The sequence below is a fragment of the Pseudomonas brenneri genome (genome assembly GCF_007858285.1).
Classification (GTDB): Bacteria; Pseudomonadota; Gammaproteobacteria; order Pseudomonadales; family Pseudomonadaceae; genus Aquipseudomonas; species Aquipseudomonas brenneri.
On sequence record NZ_VFIL01000001.1, the window covers coordinates 75,422 to 92,376 of the forward strand.

General features: G+C 60.8%; 15 protein-coding genes. 8 read left to right on the plus strand and 7 right to left on the minus strand.

From position 1 onward, the window contains the following. The first annotated feature begins 79 nt into the window (after positions 1 to 79). From FJD34_RS00340 to FJD34_RS00355, 4 genes are all read left to right on the plus strand, one after another. Positions 80 to 2,641: a bifunctional diguanylate cyclase/phosphodiesterase gene (locus FJD34_RS00340; protein ID WP_032861356.1), complete on the plus strand. Its 2,562-nt coding sequence runs from the start codon at positions 80 to 82 to the stop codon at positions 2,639 to 2,641. A gap of 68 nt (positions 2,642 to 2,709) precedes the next feature. Continuing rightward, entirely contained in the window at positions 2,710 to 3,651 is a 942-nt protein-coding gene (gene feaR / locus FJD34_RS00345; RefSeq protein WP_090291251.1) for a transcriptional regulator FeaR, read from the plus strand. A 129-nt stretch (positions 3,652 to 3,780) separates the two neighbouring features. Next, positions 3,781 to 5,871: a PQQ-dependent dehydrogenase, methanol/ethanol family gene (locus FJD34_RS00350; RefSeq protein ID WP_032861354.1), complete on the plus strand. Its 2,091-nt coding sequence runs from the start codon at positions 3,781 to 3,783 to the stop codon at positions 5,869 to 5,871. Between the two features lie 92 nt (positions 5,872 to 5,963). Further along, a complete protein-coding gene (locus FJD34_RS00355; protein ID WP_090291250.1) occupies positions 5,964 to 6,818 on the plus strand; it encodes a transporter in 855 nt (284 codons plus the stop codon). Positions 6,819 to 7,038: 220 nt separating this feature from the next. Here FJD34_RS00355 and FJD34_RS00360 read toward each other — a convergent pair whose 3' ends face one another. Next, on the minus strand, positions 7,039 to 7,374 hold the full coding sequence (locus FJD34_RS00360) for an ArsR/SmtB family transcription factor (RefSeq protein ID WP_029291131.1): 336 nt from the start codon (positions 7,372 to 7,374) through the stop codon (positions 7,039 to 7,041). 58 nt (positions 7,375 to 7,432) lie between these two features. Between FJD34_RS00360 and FJD34_RS00365 the strand changes: the two genes are divergently transcribed. The 3 genes from FJD34_RS00365 (at position 7,433) to FJD34_RS00375 (ending at position 11,007) form a co-directional block, all read left to right on the plus strand. After that, positions 7,433 to 8,524 carry an NADH:flavin oxidoreductase/NADH oxidase gene (locus tag FJD34_RS00365; protein WP_032861349.1) on the plus strand — a complete coding sequence of 364 codons (1,092 nt, stop codon included), beginning with the start codon at positions 7,433 to 7,435 and terminating at the stop codon, positions 8,522 to 8,524. A gap of 305 nt (positions 8,525 to 8,829) precedes the next feature. Beyond that, on the plus strand, positions 8,830 to 9,999 hold the full coding sequence (locus tag FJD34_RS00370) for a p-hydroxyphenylacetate 3-hydroxylase oxygenase component (RefSeq protein WP_090291249.1): 1,170 nt from the start codon (positions 8,830 to 8,832) through the stop codon (positions 9,997 to 9,999). A 63-nt stretch (positions 10,000 to 10,062) separates the two neighbouring features. Next, the gene (locus FJD34_RS00375) at positions 10,063 to 11,007 is read left to right on the plus strand and encodes a p-hydroxyphenylacetate 3-hydroxylase reductase component (RefSeq protein WP_032861345.1); all 945 of its coding nucleotides are present in this window, start codon (positions 10,063 to 10,065) and stop codon (positions 11,005 to 11,007) included. Between the two features lie 10 nt (positions 11,008 to 11,017). Here FJD34_RS00375 and FJD34_RS00380 read toward each other — a convergent pair whose 3' ends face one another. Beyond that, a complete protein-coding gene (locus tag FJD34_RS00380) occupies positions 11,018 to 11,911 on the minus strand; it encodes a LysR family transcriptional regulator (RefSeq protein ID WP_090293158.1) in 894 nt (297 codons plus the stop codon). A gap of 131 nt (positions 11,912 to 12,042) precedes the next feature. On the opposite strand from FJD34_RS00380, the gene FJD34_RS00385 reads away from it, so the two are divergent. Beyond that, entirely contained in the window at positions 12,043 to 12,468 is a 426-nt protein-coding gene (locus FJD34_RS00385) for an ester cyclase (RefSeq protein ID WP_090291248.1), read from the plus strand. 43 nt (positions 12,469 to 12,511) lie between these two features. Here FJD34_RS00385 and nfsB read toward each other — a convergent pair whose 3' ends face one another. The 5 genes from nfsB to FJD34_RS00410 form a co-directional block, all read right to left on the minus strand. Then, positions 12,512 to 13,165 (minus strand): oxygen-insensitive NAD(P)H nitroreductase, encoded by a 654-nt coding sequence (nfsB, locus tag FJD34_RS00390; RefSeq protein ID WP_065943178.1) that lies wholly within the window; start codon positions 13,163 to 13,165, stop codon positions 12,512 to 12,514. Positions 13,166 to 13,277: 112 nt separating this feature from the next. Then, on the minus strand, positions 13,278 to 13,589 hold the full coding sequence (locus tag FJD34_RS00395) for a putative quinol monooxygenase (protein ID WP_032861341.1): 312 nt from the start codon (positions 13,587 to 13,589) through the stop codon (positions 13,278 to 13,280). A gap of 127 nt (positions 13,590 to 13,716) precedes the next feature. After that, positions 13,717 to 14,610 (minus strand): glycine betaine ABC transporter substrate-binding protein, encoded by an 894-nt coding sequence (locus tag FJD34_RS00400; RefSeq protein WP_083204833.1) that lies wholly within the window; start codon positions 14,608 to 14,610, stop codon positions 13,717 to 13,719. A gap of 34 nt (positions 14,611 to 14,644) precedes the next feature. Next, positions 14,645 to 15,526: a LysR family transcriptional regulator gene (locus FJD34_RS00405; protein WP_032861340.1), complete on the minus strand. Its 882-nt coding sequence runs from the start codon at positions 15,524 to 15,526 to the stop codon at positions 14,645 to 14,647. 35 nt (positions 15,527 to 15,561) lie between these two features. Beyond that, on the minus strand, positions 15,562 to 16,734 hold the full coding sequence (locus FJD34_RS00410; RefSeq protein ID WP_090291247.1) for an L-dopachrome tautomerase-related protein: 1,173 nt from the start codon (positions 16,732 to 16,734) through the stop codon (positions 15,562 to 15,564). Positions 16,735 to 16,955 lie beyond the last annotated feature (221 nt).

The window sequence follows — 16,955 nt, forward strand, 5'->3', positions numbered from 1 at the left end:
GGCAGGCAGTCGCGCACTTTGCGGTGCGCAATGTGATTTTCGATGCGGGTTCCTGGGGCGTCATGACGCCTGGAGCGCTATGGAAAAGCTCAACGTTGACCCCAAGGCCACACGGCAAGGAACCTCCAATCTTTCGATGGCACGCGGCTCTTTAGTCGCGTGCTCGACGCTGTTATTGGCGATGTTTCTGCTGGTGGGGTTGTTGCTGACCTCCATTGCCCATCACCTGAACCACGATGCCGGGGAACATAGCCGGCTCGATATCGAAAACGCCTTGCTATCGGTTGAAAAAATCGCCGGTTCTACGGTTAAGGACTACGCATTCTGGGGGGATGCCTATCAGCACCTGCACCAGGCGATTGACGTGGAATGGGCGTTTGTCCGGCAGAACCTTGGCGCTACGTTATTCACGGACTTGGGCTTCCAGGGCGTCTTTATTGTCGACCCTGCGGGCCGTACGGTGTACTCGGTGATTGACGGCCAGTTGCAGACGGTTGCCGTGCAGGATTGGCTGCACGCGCCGATTGATACGCTGCTGGCCCAGGCCCGCGCGGCTGCAGTCAACAGCCAGTCTGTCAGCCGGCTTATCAACGCAGGCGGCACACCCGCTGTACTGGCGGCAGCGGCACTCACGCCCGGAACCGATCCGGACGTAACGGCCGATGACGGTCCCCAATCGGTACTGATCTTCGTGGCCAAATTGGAACCGGCAAGGCTCGAAGCTCTGGGCCGGGATTTTGGTGTGCAGGGTTTGCAAGTCGCCTCGTCGGATGCGGGCTCGGCCAGCACTCCAACCTTGCAGCTCAAGGATAATGCCGGCGTCGTGCAGTGGTCCTCGGAGGACCCGGGGCATCAGCTGTTGGTCATCATCGTGCCCCTGGTCACGGTCGCCGGCCTGATTTTCGGCCTGATGGCCTGGTTCATCCTGCGCCGGACTACCGCTGCAGCACGGATCATGGACAGCAACTACGCCACCCTGCAAGCCAGCCGCGCGGCCCTGGCGGTCAGCGAGGAGCGCTTTCGTGATGTAGCGGAAGCGGCATCCGACTGGATCTGGGAGGTGGATAGCCACCTGCGGTTTACCTACCTGTCGGACCGCTTCGAGGCGATCACCGGGCTTGTGCGCCGCGAGTGCCTGGGGCTTGCGCTCGATGAGCTGCTGACCTCCGATCAGGGTTCGCTGTCGATCTGGTTCAAGGAGCACGCACGGCGCGCCAATGCCATCGTGCAGTGCAACTACCTGTCTGGCGAAGGCGAGGTGCGTATCTGCCGGTTGTCGGTACGCGAGATCCCGGGGCAGGGGTATCGGGGCACTGCCAGCGACATTACCGAAGAGGTCGCCGCCCGGCGGCGCATTGAATACTTGTCGCAACACGATGCCTTGACCGGGCTGGCCAACCGCACACGCATGCAGGAGTTTCTGGAGGGCAAGCTCAAGGCCTCGCCGACCCTGGAAAAACCGCTGGTGATGCTCAGCATCGACCTGGACCGCTTCAAACCGGTGAACGACCTGCTGGGGCATGCGGCGGGTGACGAGGTGCTCAACCAGGTCTCCCGTCGGCTGCAGGATTGCCTGCGGGGTGACGACCTGGTGGCGCGCATCGGCGGCGATGAGTTTGTGCTGGTGGTGGCGGACATGAGCTCGCCGCTGGAAGTGGAGAGCCTGTGCCGACGCCTGATCGACTGCATCGAGCAGCCGTTCTACATCTGCGAGCATGAAGTGTTTATCAGCGCCAGCATCGGGATTGCCATGGCGCCGGCGGATGCGACCCTGGCCGAAGAGCTTCTACGCTACGCCGACATTGCGTTGTATGAGGCCAAGGACGGTGGCCGCAATACCTGGCGTTTTTATGCCGGCGACATGAATGCCCGCATCATCGAGCGACGCCAGCTCGAAAGCGACTTGCGCCATGCGATCAAGAATGACGAGCTGCGCCTGGATTTCCAGCCGCGCTACCGCATCGAAGGCAAGCGCTTGGCCGGTGCCGAGGCCTTGGTGCGTTGGGAGCACCCGTTGCGTGGGCTGCTGGGGCCGGACGTGTTTATCCCGATTGCCGAGGAAACCGGGCTGATCCTGCCACTGAGCAATTGGGTCTTGCACGCGGCGTGTCAGGCCGCAGCGGGCTGGCCTGAGGACGTGATGATTTCGGTCAACCTGTCTTCTACCGAGTTCCAGCGCGGGCACTTGGTGGCGCGGGTCAAATCGGTGCTGGCCGAGACGGGTTTGAACCCGGCGCGGCTGGAACTGGAACTGACCGAAAGCGTGATGCTCAACGATGAGAAAATTGCCTTGAGCATCATGCTGGGCCTCAAGGCCCTGGGTGTACGCTTGCTGATGGATGATTTTGGCACCGGCTATTCATCACTGAGTTACCTGCGCTCATTTCCGTTTGATGGGCTGAAGATCGACCGCAGTTTTGTCGGTGGCCTGACCGCCAGCGGCGGCGACCAGTCGATCATCCAGGCCATCGTCGGCCTGGGCCGGGCGCTATCGCTGACGGTGACTGCAGAAGGCGTGGAGACCCTTGACCAGCTCAAGGCCTTGAAAATCGTGCAGTGCGATGAAGCGCAAGGCTTCTACCTCAGCATGCCGATGAATGCCCAGGCGATCAGCGAACTGATTACGCGACGCATGGATTAGGGCTTGCAGGTGTACCTACATAGATAATATGTTAACGATATAACTATAAATTATCTGTGGGAGGGGCTATGCCTGCCTTGTTGCACACCCGCACCGAGTTTGCCGACTGGAACCGTGACTTGCGTGCGGTGTGCGGCAATTTCAGTACCGCGCTTTCTGAGCGCCACAGCCTGTTTATCGGCAGTGTCCATGGCCAGGATGTGTGTGGCCTGGAGTTGGCGCATATCCGCACCAACGCGGGCTTGATCAGTCGGCAGCACACCCGTGGCGATGGGGATGATGATCGTCACTGTTTTCTGATCCTGCAAAGCAGTGGTCATCAGCTTATCCGACAAAAAGACCGAGTGATCGAACTGGGGCCGGATGATATTGCCCTGGTGGATTCAGCCCGGCCCTTTGAGATCGAGCCGCAAGGCCTGGTGCAAAATATCTCGGTGCATCTGTCACGCGAAGCCGTCAGCCGGCAGTTCGCCCAGCAACGCCTGTTTGGCAAGCTGGCGCGCAACAGTGTCTCGACCCATATGATCCGCGCCTTGGTCCGCTCGCTGGGCGACGCCGAGTTGAGTGAAGGTCATGGCGGCAAGAACGATGGCCCGGCGCTGGAGCAGGCGCTGATTGGGCTGGCGATTGCCGGCCTGGACGAGGGTGCCGAAGGCCAGCCCGGATTTGCTTGTGTAGGGCATGACGATATTTATGGGTTGGCCACCCGCCTGGTGGAAGCTTCCCTGCAAGAGAGCGAGCTGGGCCCTGAATACCTGGCGCGGCACCTGAATGTATCGGTGCGTCAGTTGTATCGCTTGTTCGAGCAGCACCATGAAAGTATCGCGCGCTATATCCAGCAACGCCGCCTGGAGCGGGTGGCCCAGGATCTGCGCGCCCGTGAGCTGCGCCATGAGTCGATCACCCAGATCGCCTTCAAGTGGGGATTTGTCGACGCCGCGCACTTCAGCCGGGCCTTCAAGCGCCATTTCCAGCATGCGCCTCGGGATTTTCGCCAGCACCCTGCGTAAGCCACGGTTTGGCAGGGAATGCCAAGCGCGTTGGCAGCCTCAGTCAAGTGCCATGGCGTGACAGGCTCTCTAATAGCCTGGCCTGGGCTGGGTTGATACCGAGCCGATCAATGTTGGAGAACAATAACAATGAGAATACGCAGCCTGCTGATAGGCAGCCCTTTGCTGATGGCCTCGCTTGCATTCGCAGGCCCGGCCCAGGTCGATGGGCCGCGCATCATAGCCGCCGACCAGGAGCCGGGAAACTGGATGAGCCACGGCCGCACCTACGATGAGCAGCGCTACAGCCCGCTCGACGGGGTGAATGCCGGCAACGTCGGCCAGTTGGGGATGGCCTGGACCACCAAGCTGGATATCGACAGCGGCACCGAAGCCACGCCGCTGGTGGTCGATGGGGTGATGTACACCACGGGTGCCTTCAGCATCGTCTATGCGATGAATGCCGCCACCGGCGAGCTGCTGTGGAAATACGATCCGAAAGTGCCCGCCGAAAACCTCAGCCAGGGTTGCTGTGGCCCGGTCAACCGGGGCGTGGCGGTGTGGCAGGGCAAAGTCTACGTGGGCAGTTTCGATGGGCGCTTGATTGCCCTGGATGCGGGCACTGGCCAGCCGGTGTGGAGCGTCGACACCCTCATTGATCGCAGCAAGAGCTACTCGATCACCGGCGCGCCACGCATCGTCAAGGGCAAGGTGCTGATTGGCAATGGCGGTGCCGAATTCGGCGTGCGCGGTTACGTCACGGCCTATGACGCCGATAGCGGCAAGCAAGTGTGGCGCTTCTACACCGTGCCGGGTGATCCCAAGCTGCCCGCGGAAAACGCGGCGATGAGCAAGGCCATGAAAACCTGGGATGGCGACGGCTGGGTCAAGTGGGGCGGCGGCGGCACAGTGTGGGACTCCATGGCCTACGATCCGCAACTGGACCTGCTCTACGTGGGCACTGGCAATGGTTCGCCGTGGAACTACCAGTTCCGTAGCAATGGCAAGGGCGACAACTTGTATGTGTCGTCGATCCTGGCCTTGCGCCCGGACACCGGCGAGTACGTCTGGCACTACCAGGTCACGCCGCAGGACCAGTGGGACTTCACCGCGACCCAGCACATGATCCTCGCCGATATCAACATTGCAGGCAGCGTGCGCAAGGTGATCATGCAGGCACCGAAAAACGGCTTTTTCTATGTCCTCGATCGCAGCAACGGCAAACTGCTGTCAGCGAAGAATTTCGTGCCGGTGAATTGGGCCAGTGGCATCGACCTGCAGACCGGGCGCCCGATCCTCACCGGCGCGGCGGACTATTCCAAGGAACCGAAGGTGGTGCAGCCCAGTTTCCTCGGCGGGCACAACTGGCACCCCATGTCCTACAGCCCGAAGACCGGCTACGTGTACATTCCGGCGCAGTACACCCTGGCGGAGTTGAAGGCGGCCAAGGCCCCGCAATTTCTGCCGAACAAATCGGTGGTCAACTTTGGCCTGGATGTGCCGGACCTGCCGGAAGACCCGAAAGTGCTCAGCCAGATCCGTGACGCCTGGAGCGGTGAGTTGATCGCCTGGGATCCGGTCAAGCAGCAGGCCGCCTGGAAACAGCCCTACATCAGTGCCGGCAACGGCGGCACGCTGGTTACGGCGGGCAACCTGGTGTTCCAGGGCACCGCCGACGGTCGGGTGGTGGCCTACCGTGCCGATACTGGCAAGCCGCTGTGGGAGCACCGGGCCAATTCCGGGGTGATGGCGGGACCGGTCACGTACACGGTCAATGGTGAGCAGTACGTGGCGTTCTCGGTGGGCTGGGGCGGGATCCTGCCGCTATTGACCGGCCCGCTGACCAACAAGGGCAAGGTGCGGGCCGAGTCGCGGGTCATTGCCTTCAAACTCGGTGCTACAGGCGAGTTGCCACCGCCCAAGGCCGCGCCCGTGCTGCCGGCCACCCGCCAGGTACTCACCGCGACACCCGGGCAACTGGCCCAGGCGCGTGACCTGTTCAACGGCCTGTGCGCCGGTTGCCATGGCCTGAATGCCATCAGCGGCGGGGTGGTGCCGGACCTGCGTTACCTGGATGACAACAAGCACGCGGCATTCCCGGCTTTTGTCAGCGGGGCGCTGATCAACCGGGGCATGCCCAACTTCTCCGACATTCTGCAACGCGAAGACATGGAGTTGATCCGCCAATACCTGGTCAAGCGGACCCAGGACTTGCAGGCCGATCTCAAGACGCTCCACTGACCCCTCGTTGAAATCTGCGCCTGGCGACTTCCTGTGGAGTCGTCATGGCGAAGCTTTGCCTCCAATTCCAATAACAATAAGACGGACTCGCCATGAAAACACTTAGTACGCTGACCCTCGGCACACTTTTCGCCAGCCTGGCACCATTGGCCCATGCCGACGTCAAGCCCGACCCCGGCGACTACACCGCCTTGCCCCAGGGCACTGATGTGGTGGTGCTGTACCAGCAGAACCCGCGGGGCGACAAGGTTTACTCTGGCGGCAAGAAAGTCGCCGACAACCTGGACCTGGACATGAGCGTAGGCGTGTTGCGCCTGATCCACTTCACCGAGTTCTTCAACACCGGCCTGACCTGGGACCCGCAGATCGTCATTCCTTTCGGTTACCAGAAGACCGGCGCCAGCGACAGCAAGAACTCGGGGTTGGGCGACATCACCTTTGGTGGCACCGTGTGGACCCTTGCGGACCTGGCCAACAACGAGCACCTGGGCTGGTCAGTATTTGTCACCGCGCCCACGGGCGCGGACAAGAACCAGAGCTTTGCCCTGAGCAACAATCGCTGGTCCCTGGACTTCCAGGTGGGGTATATCAAGGGGCTGACCGACAAAATCACCTGGGATGTGATCGCCGAAACCGAGTTCTACGGCGAACAGCGCGCCACCGATGCCAAGAAAGACCCGCTGCTGCAACTGCACAACCACCTGCGCTACAACTTCACCCCAGAGACTTACGCGGCCATCTCCTATCGCCACAATTGGGGCGCCCGCGAGACGCTGGACCATGAAACCCTGGCCACCAGCCGCAGCAATGGCACGGTCGGCTTTACCGTGGCCACGATGCTGGGCAAGCAGGTACAGGTGCTGGGGCAACTGATGCATGACACATCAGTGCGCGAAGGGGTGAAGATCGATAATTCGCTGCAGTTTCGCCTGGCGTATTTCTACTGACCTCATAGGCGATGGCGCCCGAAAGGGCGCCCAAGTGCCTAATGCCAGTCAGTTAAGCGGATTCTGCTTTCTGTAGGAGCGAGCTTGCTCGCGAAGGACGTCAACGATAACGCGTGTTTGCTAGGTAAACGCGGCGCTCTCAAGTTCTTCGCGAGCAAGAACTAGGCGTCCCCCTCGCTCCTACAAAAAGGCTTAACTGACTGGCATTAACCCAAGTGCTTCACTGCTGGGACAGAATGCACTCCAGCAATCCAGGAAACCGCACCGCCAACACATCGGCCCGCAACGAGTTCATATGGGTCGTGCCGACGCTGCGCGTATGCACCAGCCCGGCATCGCGCAACACCCTAAAGTGATGGGACATGCTGGACTTGGGGCGCCCGCCATCGAGCTCGCCGCAGCTGGCTTCTTCAACGCCGGCCAGGCAGCGCACGATGTCCAGGCGCACAGGGTCGCTCAACGCATAGAGCAGGCGTTCGAGGGTCAATTCTTCAGAGGAGGGGTGTTTAAAGGCTCGCATGAAACGAATGATAACAGGGCTAGCATTGATTACCATAGTTCGATTAAGATCGAACTATCGAATCAAACGTTACCCTCGTTTCAGGAGCATTCCCATGGCTGCATTGTTCGAACCCTTCACACTCAAAGACGTTACGTTGCGCAATCGCATCGCCATTCCGCCGATGTGCCAATACATGGCTGAAGATGGCCTGGTCAACGACTGGCATCACGTCCACCTTGCCGGTCTGGCCCGTGGTGGCGCTGGCCTGGTGGTGGTCGAGGCAACCGCCGTTGCACCTGAAGGTCGTATCACCCCTGGCTGCGCCGGCATTTGGAGCGACGCCCATGCACAAGCCTTCGTGCCTATGGTCCAGGCGATCAAGGCTGCAGGCTCGGTGCCCGGCATCCAGATTGCCCACGCCGGGCGCAAGGCCAGTGCCAACCGTCCGTGGGAAGGCGATGACCATATCCCCGCAGGCGACGCCCGTGGCTGGCAAACCCTCGCGCCATCGGCCATCGCGTTTGGCGCGAACCTGCCGAACGTCCCGCGTGCGATGACACTGGAAGACATTGCCCGCGTCCAACAGAATTACGTCGATGCCGCCCGCCGAGCCCGCGATGCTGGCTTTGAATGGATCGAACTGCATTTCGCCCACGGTTACCTGGGGCAGAGCTTTTTCTCCGAGCACTCCAACCAGCGCACCGATGCCTACGGTGGCAGCTTGGACAACCGCAGCCGCTTCATGCTTGAAACCCTGGCCGCCGTGCGTGAAGTCTGGCCGGAAAACCTGCCACTGACCGCACGTTTTGGCGTAATCGAGTACGACGGGCGCGACGAACAGACCCTGGAAGAATCCATCGAACTGGCTCGCCGTTTCAAAGCGGGCGGCCTGGACCTGCTGAGCGTCAGCGTCGGCTTCACTATCCCTGACACTAATATCCCTTGGGGCCCGGCGTTCATGGGCCCGATTGCCGAGCGCGTGCGCCGCGAAGCCGGTCTGCCGGTCACTTCAGCCTGGGGGTTCGGCACGCCGCAACTGGCCGAAGGCGCGTTGCAGGCCGGTCATCTGGACCTGGTTTCCGTAGGCCGTGCACACCTGGCCGACCCACACTGGGCGTACTTCGCCGCCAAGGAACTGGGAGTAGACAAGGCCTCCTGGACCCTGCCGGCGCCTTACGCGCATTGGCTTGAGCGCTATCGCTAACCCTGTAGGAGTCGGCTAACGATACCGGGCACCTGGATGAATGCGGCGCCTGGGCGGTTTTCGCTGGCAAGCCAGCGCCTACATAAGGCTGTGCCTTTGCTGAGCCGTCGCAGTTTCTGCGGCGGCTTTTTTGTGGGCCATGGAAAGTACAATCTTCCATCTGGAACGTGCATTTTGCGCTGCGACCCTGGGTCACATACTGGTCGTGTCATTACGAACGTTCCCGGTGGTTTTACCCTGTCTTTCGCTTGAGCAGGACGCAGGCGCACCAGGAATGGGGATATCCAATAATAAAGAGACGACCCATGAAAAAGCCAAACCCTCTGCTGGAAGACCTGAAGTCGGTCTTGCCCACTATCGCTGCCAATGCCTTCGCCGCCGAGAACGACCGTAGCGTGCCTGCCGAGAACATCGCGTTGCTCAAGGGCATCGGCATGCATCGGGCGTTCCTGCCGAAAAAGTACGGTGGCATGGAAATCTCCCTGCCGGATTTTGCCCAATGCATCGCGCTGTTGGCCGGCTCTTGCGCGAGCACTGCCTGGGCGATGAGCCTGCTGTGTACGCATAGCCATCAGATGGCTATGTTCCCGTCAAAGCTGCAGGACGAGGTCTGGGGGACTGACCCCGACGCGACCGCCAGCAGCAGCATCGCACCGTTCGGGCGTACCGAAGAAGTGCCGGGTGGCGTGACCTTCAGCGGCGAGATGGGCTGGAGTTCAGGCTGTGACCATGCCGAGTGGGCGATCATGGGCTTTCGTCGCAAAAACGCCGAAGGCACCCAGGACTATTGCTTCGCCGTGCTGCCGCGCAGTGACTACACGATTCGTGACGACTGGTTTGCCGTGGGCATGCGTGGCAGTGGCAGCAAGACCTTGATCGTCGATCAGGCCTTCGTGCCCGAGCACCGCATCCAGAAGGCCAAGGACATGATGGAGGGCAAGTCGGCGGGTTTTGGCTTGTATCCGCACAGCAAGATTTTCTTCGCCCCGTACCGTCCGTATTTTGCCAGCGGCTTCTCCACCGTGAGCCTGGGGATCGCCGAGCGCATGCTCGACGTGTTCCGCGAAAAGACCAAGAACCGGGTGCGGGCCTACACCGGTGCGGCAGTCGGCGCAGCGACACCGGCGCTGATGCGCCTGGCCGAGTCCACACACCAGGTGGCCGCCGCGCGGGCCTTGCTGGAAAAGAGCTGGAGCGAGATCGCCGAGCACAGCGAGCGTCATGAATATCCAAGCCGTGGCACCCTGGCGTTCTGGCGGACCAACCAGGGCTATGCGACCAAGCTGTGCATCCAGGCGGTAGACCGCTTGATGGAGGCCGCTGGCGGCGGTGCGTGGTTTGAGTCCAACGAACTGCAACGACTGTTTCGCGATGCGCACCTCACCGGGGCGCATGCGTACACCGACTATGACGTTTGCGCACAGATCCTGGGGCGTGAACTGATGGGCCTGGATCCAGACCCGGCGATGGTTTGACCCACCACTCTTTACCTATAAGAACAATCAGGGCAGGGCCATCGGCCTGCCCGGGAGTCTTGCATGTCTACTGAAAATACAACGGCTGCTGGCATCGATACCCGCGCGTTTCGGCGCGCACTGGGCAATTTCGCCACCGGCGTCACCGTGGTGACGGCGGCTGACGCCACTGGGCGCAAGGTTGGCGTGACCGCCAACAGCTTCAACTCGGTGTCCCTGGACCCGCCGCTGATCCTGTGGAGCATCGACAAACGCTCGACCAGCCACGCAGTGTTCGAGGCCGCCAGCCACTTTGCGGTGAATGTGCTGGCCGCCGATCAGATCGACCTGTCCAACAACTTTGCCCGCCCCAAGGAAGACCGGTTTGCCGAAGTCGAGTACCAGGTCGGTGAGGGCGGGGCTCCGGTGCTGGCTGACTGCTCGGCACGTTTTGAGTGCGAGAAGTACCAGCAGGTAGACGGCGGTGATCACTGGATCATGATTGGCAAAGTGGTTGCATTCGACGACTGCGGCCGCTCGCCGTTGCTGTATCACCAGGGCGCGTATTCCATGGTGTTGCCGCACACCCGCATGACCAAACGCGAGGACGGCCAGCCACCGAGCAGCCATTTCCAGGGCCGCCTGAGCCATAACCTCTACTACCTGATGACCCAGGCGCTGCGGGCCTATCAGGCTAGCTACCAACCACGCCAACTGTCCACCGGCCTGCGCACCAGTGAAGCACGGATGCTGATGGTGCTGGAAAACGACGCTGGCCTGAGCCTGGCCGATTTACAGCGCGAAGTGGCAATGCCGGCGCGCGAGATCGAAGAGGCGGTGAACAACCTCAAGCGCAAGGCGTTGGTACGCGATGATCAGGAACGGGTAAAACTCACCCCCAAGGGCATCGACGAAACCGAGTCGCTGTGGACCATCGCCCGCGAGCAGCAGGACAAGGTTTTCAGCCAATTCAGCGAAGCGCAGCTGGAGACCTTCAAGACCGTGTTGAAAGCGGTGATCCAGCACTGAATACGGTCACTCAATCCAGGTGCTGGAACGACTTGACGATAAAGTCGATAAACACGCGGGTCTTGGCCGGCAGGTGTTGCCGCGAGGGGTAGACGAGGTTGATTTCCAGGCGGGGCAGGTCCCAGTCGGTCAGCACGGGAATCAATCGCCCGGCGGCGATATCGTCGTGTATCACATACGTTGGTTGCGCAAGGATACCCATCCCTTGCAGCGCGATGGTCCTGAGCAGATAACCGTCGTTGGACTCGAACGCAGGGGTGACGGGTACCGTGAGGGTCTCGTGCTCGCGCTGGAAAGTCAGCTCATAGGGATCCGTGGCGTAGCTATAGAGCAACAACTGATGCTCAGCCAGCGCCTGCGGATGTTCGGGGTGACCGTTGCGTTCGAGGTAGTCCGGCGAGGCGGCCAGTATGCGCCTCGTATCGGTCAGGCGGCGGATGACCAGGCTGGAGTCCGGCTCGCTGTCACGGGTACGCAGGGCCACGTCGATGTTGTCATCGATGATGTCGTGGTAGCGATTCTCGGCCACGACATCCAGGCGCACATCCGGGTACAGCACCTTGAACCTGGGGACTAGCGGCAAGATATGTTGCAGGCACAGGGATAAGGATGCGGTCACACGCAACACCCCGGCTGGATGATTTTTGCTCGCACTGACCGCCTCGGTAGCGCCTTGCATCGTCGTGAGGGCCGCCTTGGTGCTGGCGTAGAACACCTTGCCGACTTCGGTGACGAACAAGCGCCGGGTGCTGCGCTCGATCAGCCTGACGCCGAGGCGACTCTCCAGCGCCGCAAGGTGCCGGCTGGCGGCCGCACTTGAGAGGTCCAGGGCCTCTGCGGCCTTGGTTACGCTGCCCAGTTCCACGACCTTTACAAACAACTCATATTCGGTCCAGCGATCCATCAGCATTGCTCCGCTGCGCGCAAGTGTGTTTTCCATCTACAGACTTTTTCAGGTTTGTGCCGCCGGTTAACCTTTTTCTGCCCCTGCCAGTCTAGCCGTTGGGTGCAGGGAAAAACTTGATCGGAGTCGAAATGAGCAAGAATCTGGATACAGTGAAAAAGTACTTCAAGTATTGCGTCGACGGTAAGGATGTTGAGCGCGTAGCGGAGTTTTTTGCCGACGATGTGGTGGTTCATCGCCCCGATTGTCCGGCGCCTATCGTCGGTGTCAAACCTTTCAAGCAGGCCTTGCGCCTGAACGTCACCGAACGCTACGACTCGATCGAGACCACCTTCCAGAAGGAAGTGGTGGCCGGTGATGTGGTGGTGGTTGCGCTGATGCATCACGCCAAGGGCTCCAATACCTGGCATGGCTACGATGTCAGTGGCAAGGACCTGGCCTGGAGCGCATTGACCTATTTCCGGTTCAATGCCCAGGGCAAGGTGGTCGAGGAAATCGTCGAGCGCAATGAGCTGTTCATGGCCAGACAGCTCGGCATTTTTACTGACGGCATCTAGCGCCTTGCGCGGGGCTCCTGGAGGCCCGCGCAAGTCACTGCAATCAGATAAAGTCGAACAGCCCCTGGGCCGGCAACCGGGACTTTGACAAGCGGGCGTTGAAGTCCTCGTTGCTGCGATAACCCAGGCTCACCACGACTGAACTGGTAAAACCGCGCTCACGCAGCCCCAGTTCGGTATCCAGCACCTTGCTGTCGAAACCTTCCATGGGGGTTGCATCAAGGTCCAGTGCTGCAGCGCCCAGCAACAGGGTGCCCAGGGCCAGATACGTCTGTTTTTCCATCCAGTGCTGAACGTCCTTGAGATCATAGCGATGCAGGTTGACAAAGCTGCGTCGTCCCCGGTCCTGGCCGGCCTTGGCTTGCGCGTCGTGAAAGCGCCCATCGCTCGCCTCTTGACTGAGCAAGGCCTGCAGGTACTCCTCGGACATCTGGGTGCGGGTACACAGCACCAGCACATGGGAGGCGTCGAGGATTTTTGCCTGGTTGAAGGCAAAGGCACCTTCCACACTTTTGGCAATGCGTGCTTTACCGTGCTCACTTTCTGCGACCACAAAATGCCAGGGTTGCGAGTTGACCGACGAAGGACTGTTGCGCAGTTGTTCCAGCAACAGCTCCAGAGTTGCCTTGGGAATCCTGCGTGAAGCATCGAAGAGCTTGGTTGTATAACGACGTTTGGAAAGCGTGATCAGGTCGATCTTTGAGGCTGTGGAGCAGGGAAAAGTCATGACAGTCTCCGGTGTGTTTTCGCGGGTTTGCAGATGAGGTACCCCGTCCAGCCCCTTTAACACAGGGGGGGGACGGGGTTATTTAGGCAATAGCCTTGTAGAAATTCACTTGCGCCTCATCCAGGTAGGCGAGGATCTTCGCCGGCAGGCGCTCGGTAGGCTTGGCCGGGCCGAAGGCCTTGTAGAGGGTTTCAAAATGCGCGTGCAGGTCCTCGACGCTTTCCCATTGTTCGTTGAGGAAAAACTTGTCGGGGTTCTCTTCGTCCTGGTGCCACTGATAAACCACGGCCTTGTCATGCTGGCGTGTGAGCTTTTGCGAAACGGCGGCGACATCACGAAAGAATTCGGCCTGTTTGCCTGCTTTGATGGTGCCGCTGAACACTAGATAAAGCATGGTGGATTCCTCATTGGTGGGTCATTGCAGAAAGCCTGCAATACCAAGTTAATCCCCAGGAACACCGGCTTGTAGCCAGCCCGTGGCGAATTCAGAATTCGTCAAGTGCATCGAAAGACACGCCTGTTCAGGCCAGCGGCGCCAACCAGGCCCGCAACGTTTGCGGGTGTCTTGCCAGCCAGTCACTCGCCGCTTCGTCGGCCGACTGTTCGCCGCGATTGAAGGCGTCGTCGAGCTCGGCAACGATGGCGTTGGACAGGCGAATGTTGTCCAGTACCTGGATCTCGGCCGCCGTCAGCAGCGCCAGGCGATCCTCGCGAGCCAGTAGCACCGCGCGGTCGATGCTACCGAGCAAACCCTTGGGGTCCTTGAGGTCACGAATGCGGTAGCGGTGATGCAGGAACTGCGGATGCCACAGTGGCACGACGCCCCAATGCTGTTGGCGATACAGGGCTTCAAAGGCGTCAATGCAGTCATCCTGGGTGCCTGTGCGGAACTGATACCCGGCGCGGCTCAAACCGTACTCGTCCATGATCTTCAGCGAGAACCGGGTAATCCCGGCACCCGGCCCGATCCCCTGGATCAGCGGGTTCATCCGGGCGCGGACTTCGGGCTTGAGCAGGTCCTCGATGGAGGCCACTGCATGCTCGCTCACGTAGTCGGGCACCCCCCACAATGCATACGGTTGGTAATGCAGGCCCAGCTCGCGAGTGGGCGTCACCGCGTCGACCGTTTGCTTGTAGATCCCGTGGCTGAACGGAATCCAGGCCGAAGCAAGCATGTCGATCGTGCCTTCGCGCAAGCGCTTGAAGTTGTCTTCGTGCAGGGCATATTGGCGCTCCACGGTCAGGCCCATGTGTTGCATGACCTGGGCGACTACCGCAGCGGTTGCACGGTGGAACGACAGGTCAGTGACGCCCAGCCGCACAACGCGCGAACCGCTGGCGATGTTGGCCCGGGTGAAGTCTTGATGGGTCACAGAGACTTTTTTGCCCGGACGCCTTGGTGTGGTTTTACCCATGTTTTTTTCCTTCACAGTGATTGAACGGGGGAGGTCAGGCGTCGCCCTGGAATTCGGCGCTCATGAACTCGACAAAGGCGCGGGCCTTGGAGGAAATCAGGCGGGCGCTGGGGTAAATCGCCCAGATATCGCGCGTCTGCTCCAGGGTGTGGGACGGCATGATGTGCACCAGTGCGCCGCTGTCCAGCGCAGCCCTGGCGTTCCACAGGGAAATGGAGGCGATGCCCAGGCCATCGACAGCGGCAAGTCGTGCGCTTTCGCCGCAATTGACCCGCAGCGAGCCGCTGATCGCCGGGGCATCGGTGGACGGCGCGCCGATGAAGCGCCAGTGATCCTCATCGCCCAGCAGGATGCAGGCGTGATTGATCAGGTCGGCGGGCACCACGGGCTCGCCATGGGCCTTGAGGTAAGCCGGCGCTGCACATAACACACGCTGGTCGCAGCCGATCCTGCGGGCCACCTGGGATGAGTCCTTGAGGGCCGCGATGCGGATCGCCACATCAATGCCAATCTCGGTCAGGTCCTGTAGTTCATCGGAGAGGATCAGGTCGATCTTCAGTTTTGGATTGGCGTGCAGGAACCGAGTAATCGCCGGCATCAGGCACATGCGTGTGAAGGAGCCGGGGGCCGAGACGCGCAGTATCCGCTTGGGCACATCCTCGCCCTTGACCGCCACGAAATAGGCTTCGTCCACGGCTGCCAGCACCCGGATCGCATGGGGCAGGAACACCGCGCCGTCTTCGGTCAGGCTGACCTGCCGGGTGGTGCGGTGCAGCAGGCGCATGCCCAGGTTTTCTTCAAGCTTGGCCAGTTTATGGCTGGCCACCGAGGGTGCCAGCCCCAGCTCCCTGCCGGCGGCGGTGATGTTGCCCAGCTCCGTTGAACGCATGAACAGTTTCAGCGCTTCGATGTTCATCGTGCAGCCTCGTCAGGGGGTGACTAAAACGATGTCTAGCGCGTGGGCGCGGGTGCGGCATCGATCTTCACCCGCAACAGGCTGTAGGGTTTCTGGCGCAAATCCTTGCCGGCGTGAAAGATGCCCTGGCGATGCAACTGGTTGGCCATGAAATACAGATAACCGTCGGGGCCGATCGACAAGGTGTCGGGCCAGAGCACACGCGGGTCGTGGACGATGGTCTGCCACTGCCCATCCGCCAGGCGTTTGCGCACGCTGTTGTGTTCGTAGTCACCGGCATAGAGGGCACCGGCCGCATCGGCCTCAAGTCCATCGGAGGCGCCTTTTTCCCCAAGGTCCTGGACCGCCATGTCGAGCCGCGTTTCGCTGACCGAGGGATCACGCAGCAGCGCGGTCGGCACGGCATACAGGTGGCGGCTCGACAGTGGGCAGAAATATAAGGTCTGGCCGTCAGCCGACAGGGCGATGCCATCGGATGCCACCGAGAAAGGTCGGGTGCTGCCGTCGGCACCGCGCACCTTGAGGACCTGGCCTTCGACCTTGGGCACGAAGTGTGGGTCGACCGACGTCGAGACGGCACCACTGAGCCGGCGTATGGCCGTACCGCTGGCGATATCCATGACAATGATCGCCCCGGGGCCGGAGAGGGACGAGTCGGTGATGTAGATCACCCCCTCGTCGCCCACCCGAAAATCAAAGCGCATGTCGTTGACGTAGGTGCTGGGCAGCATGACGTTTTTCGGGAAGACCAGGGTCTTGACCACTTGATTGGTGGCCAGGTCGACGGCGACCAGCTTGGCGCCGCCAGGTGTCGGCGTCGAGAAGCCGGGTGCGGCGGTGTCCAGGATCCAGATGCGCCCGCGCCCATCAGCCACCACACTTTGCACACTGATAAAACCCTTGGCCGGGTCCTTTGGGTCGGCCTGGTTCATTGCCAGGTCAGGGTAGGGCACGACCTTGCCATCGCGCAGTTCACCGACGGTGAACGGGACTGCGTCGCCCCAACGTGGAAAGTTGACAAAAATGCGCCCGTTTTCGGCAACGCTGACGCCGGTGGGCATGGCGTCGTGGAAGGCGAACACCTGCTCGATGGCGCCCAGGTTCTGCTCGCTGGGCAAGTTCGTCGGGGTGGCGGCCTGGGCGGCCTGGCTGCCGATGGCAATCGTCAAGGCAAGGGCAGACCAACTGAAAGGGTGTTTGAGGTGCATGGCAGGCTCCGGGCATCAGGTATGAATGCGTGATGCAATCCATGGTGTGCGTTCCCGGTAGGCGAAAAAAGCCACTAATGCCGCTAACAGTTTCATTGAAAACGATAAAATGCAGGGCGTTTGTGCCTTGATTTGCAACTGTTGGCCAGCCAACACTCAATCAACAGTTTGCTGGTTTATGGATGTGTGGAGTGTTCACGCGGCTATCTGAAGCTGAGGCG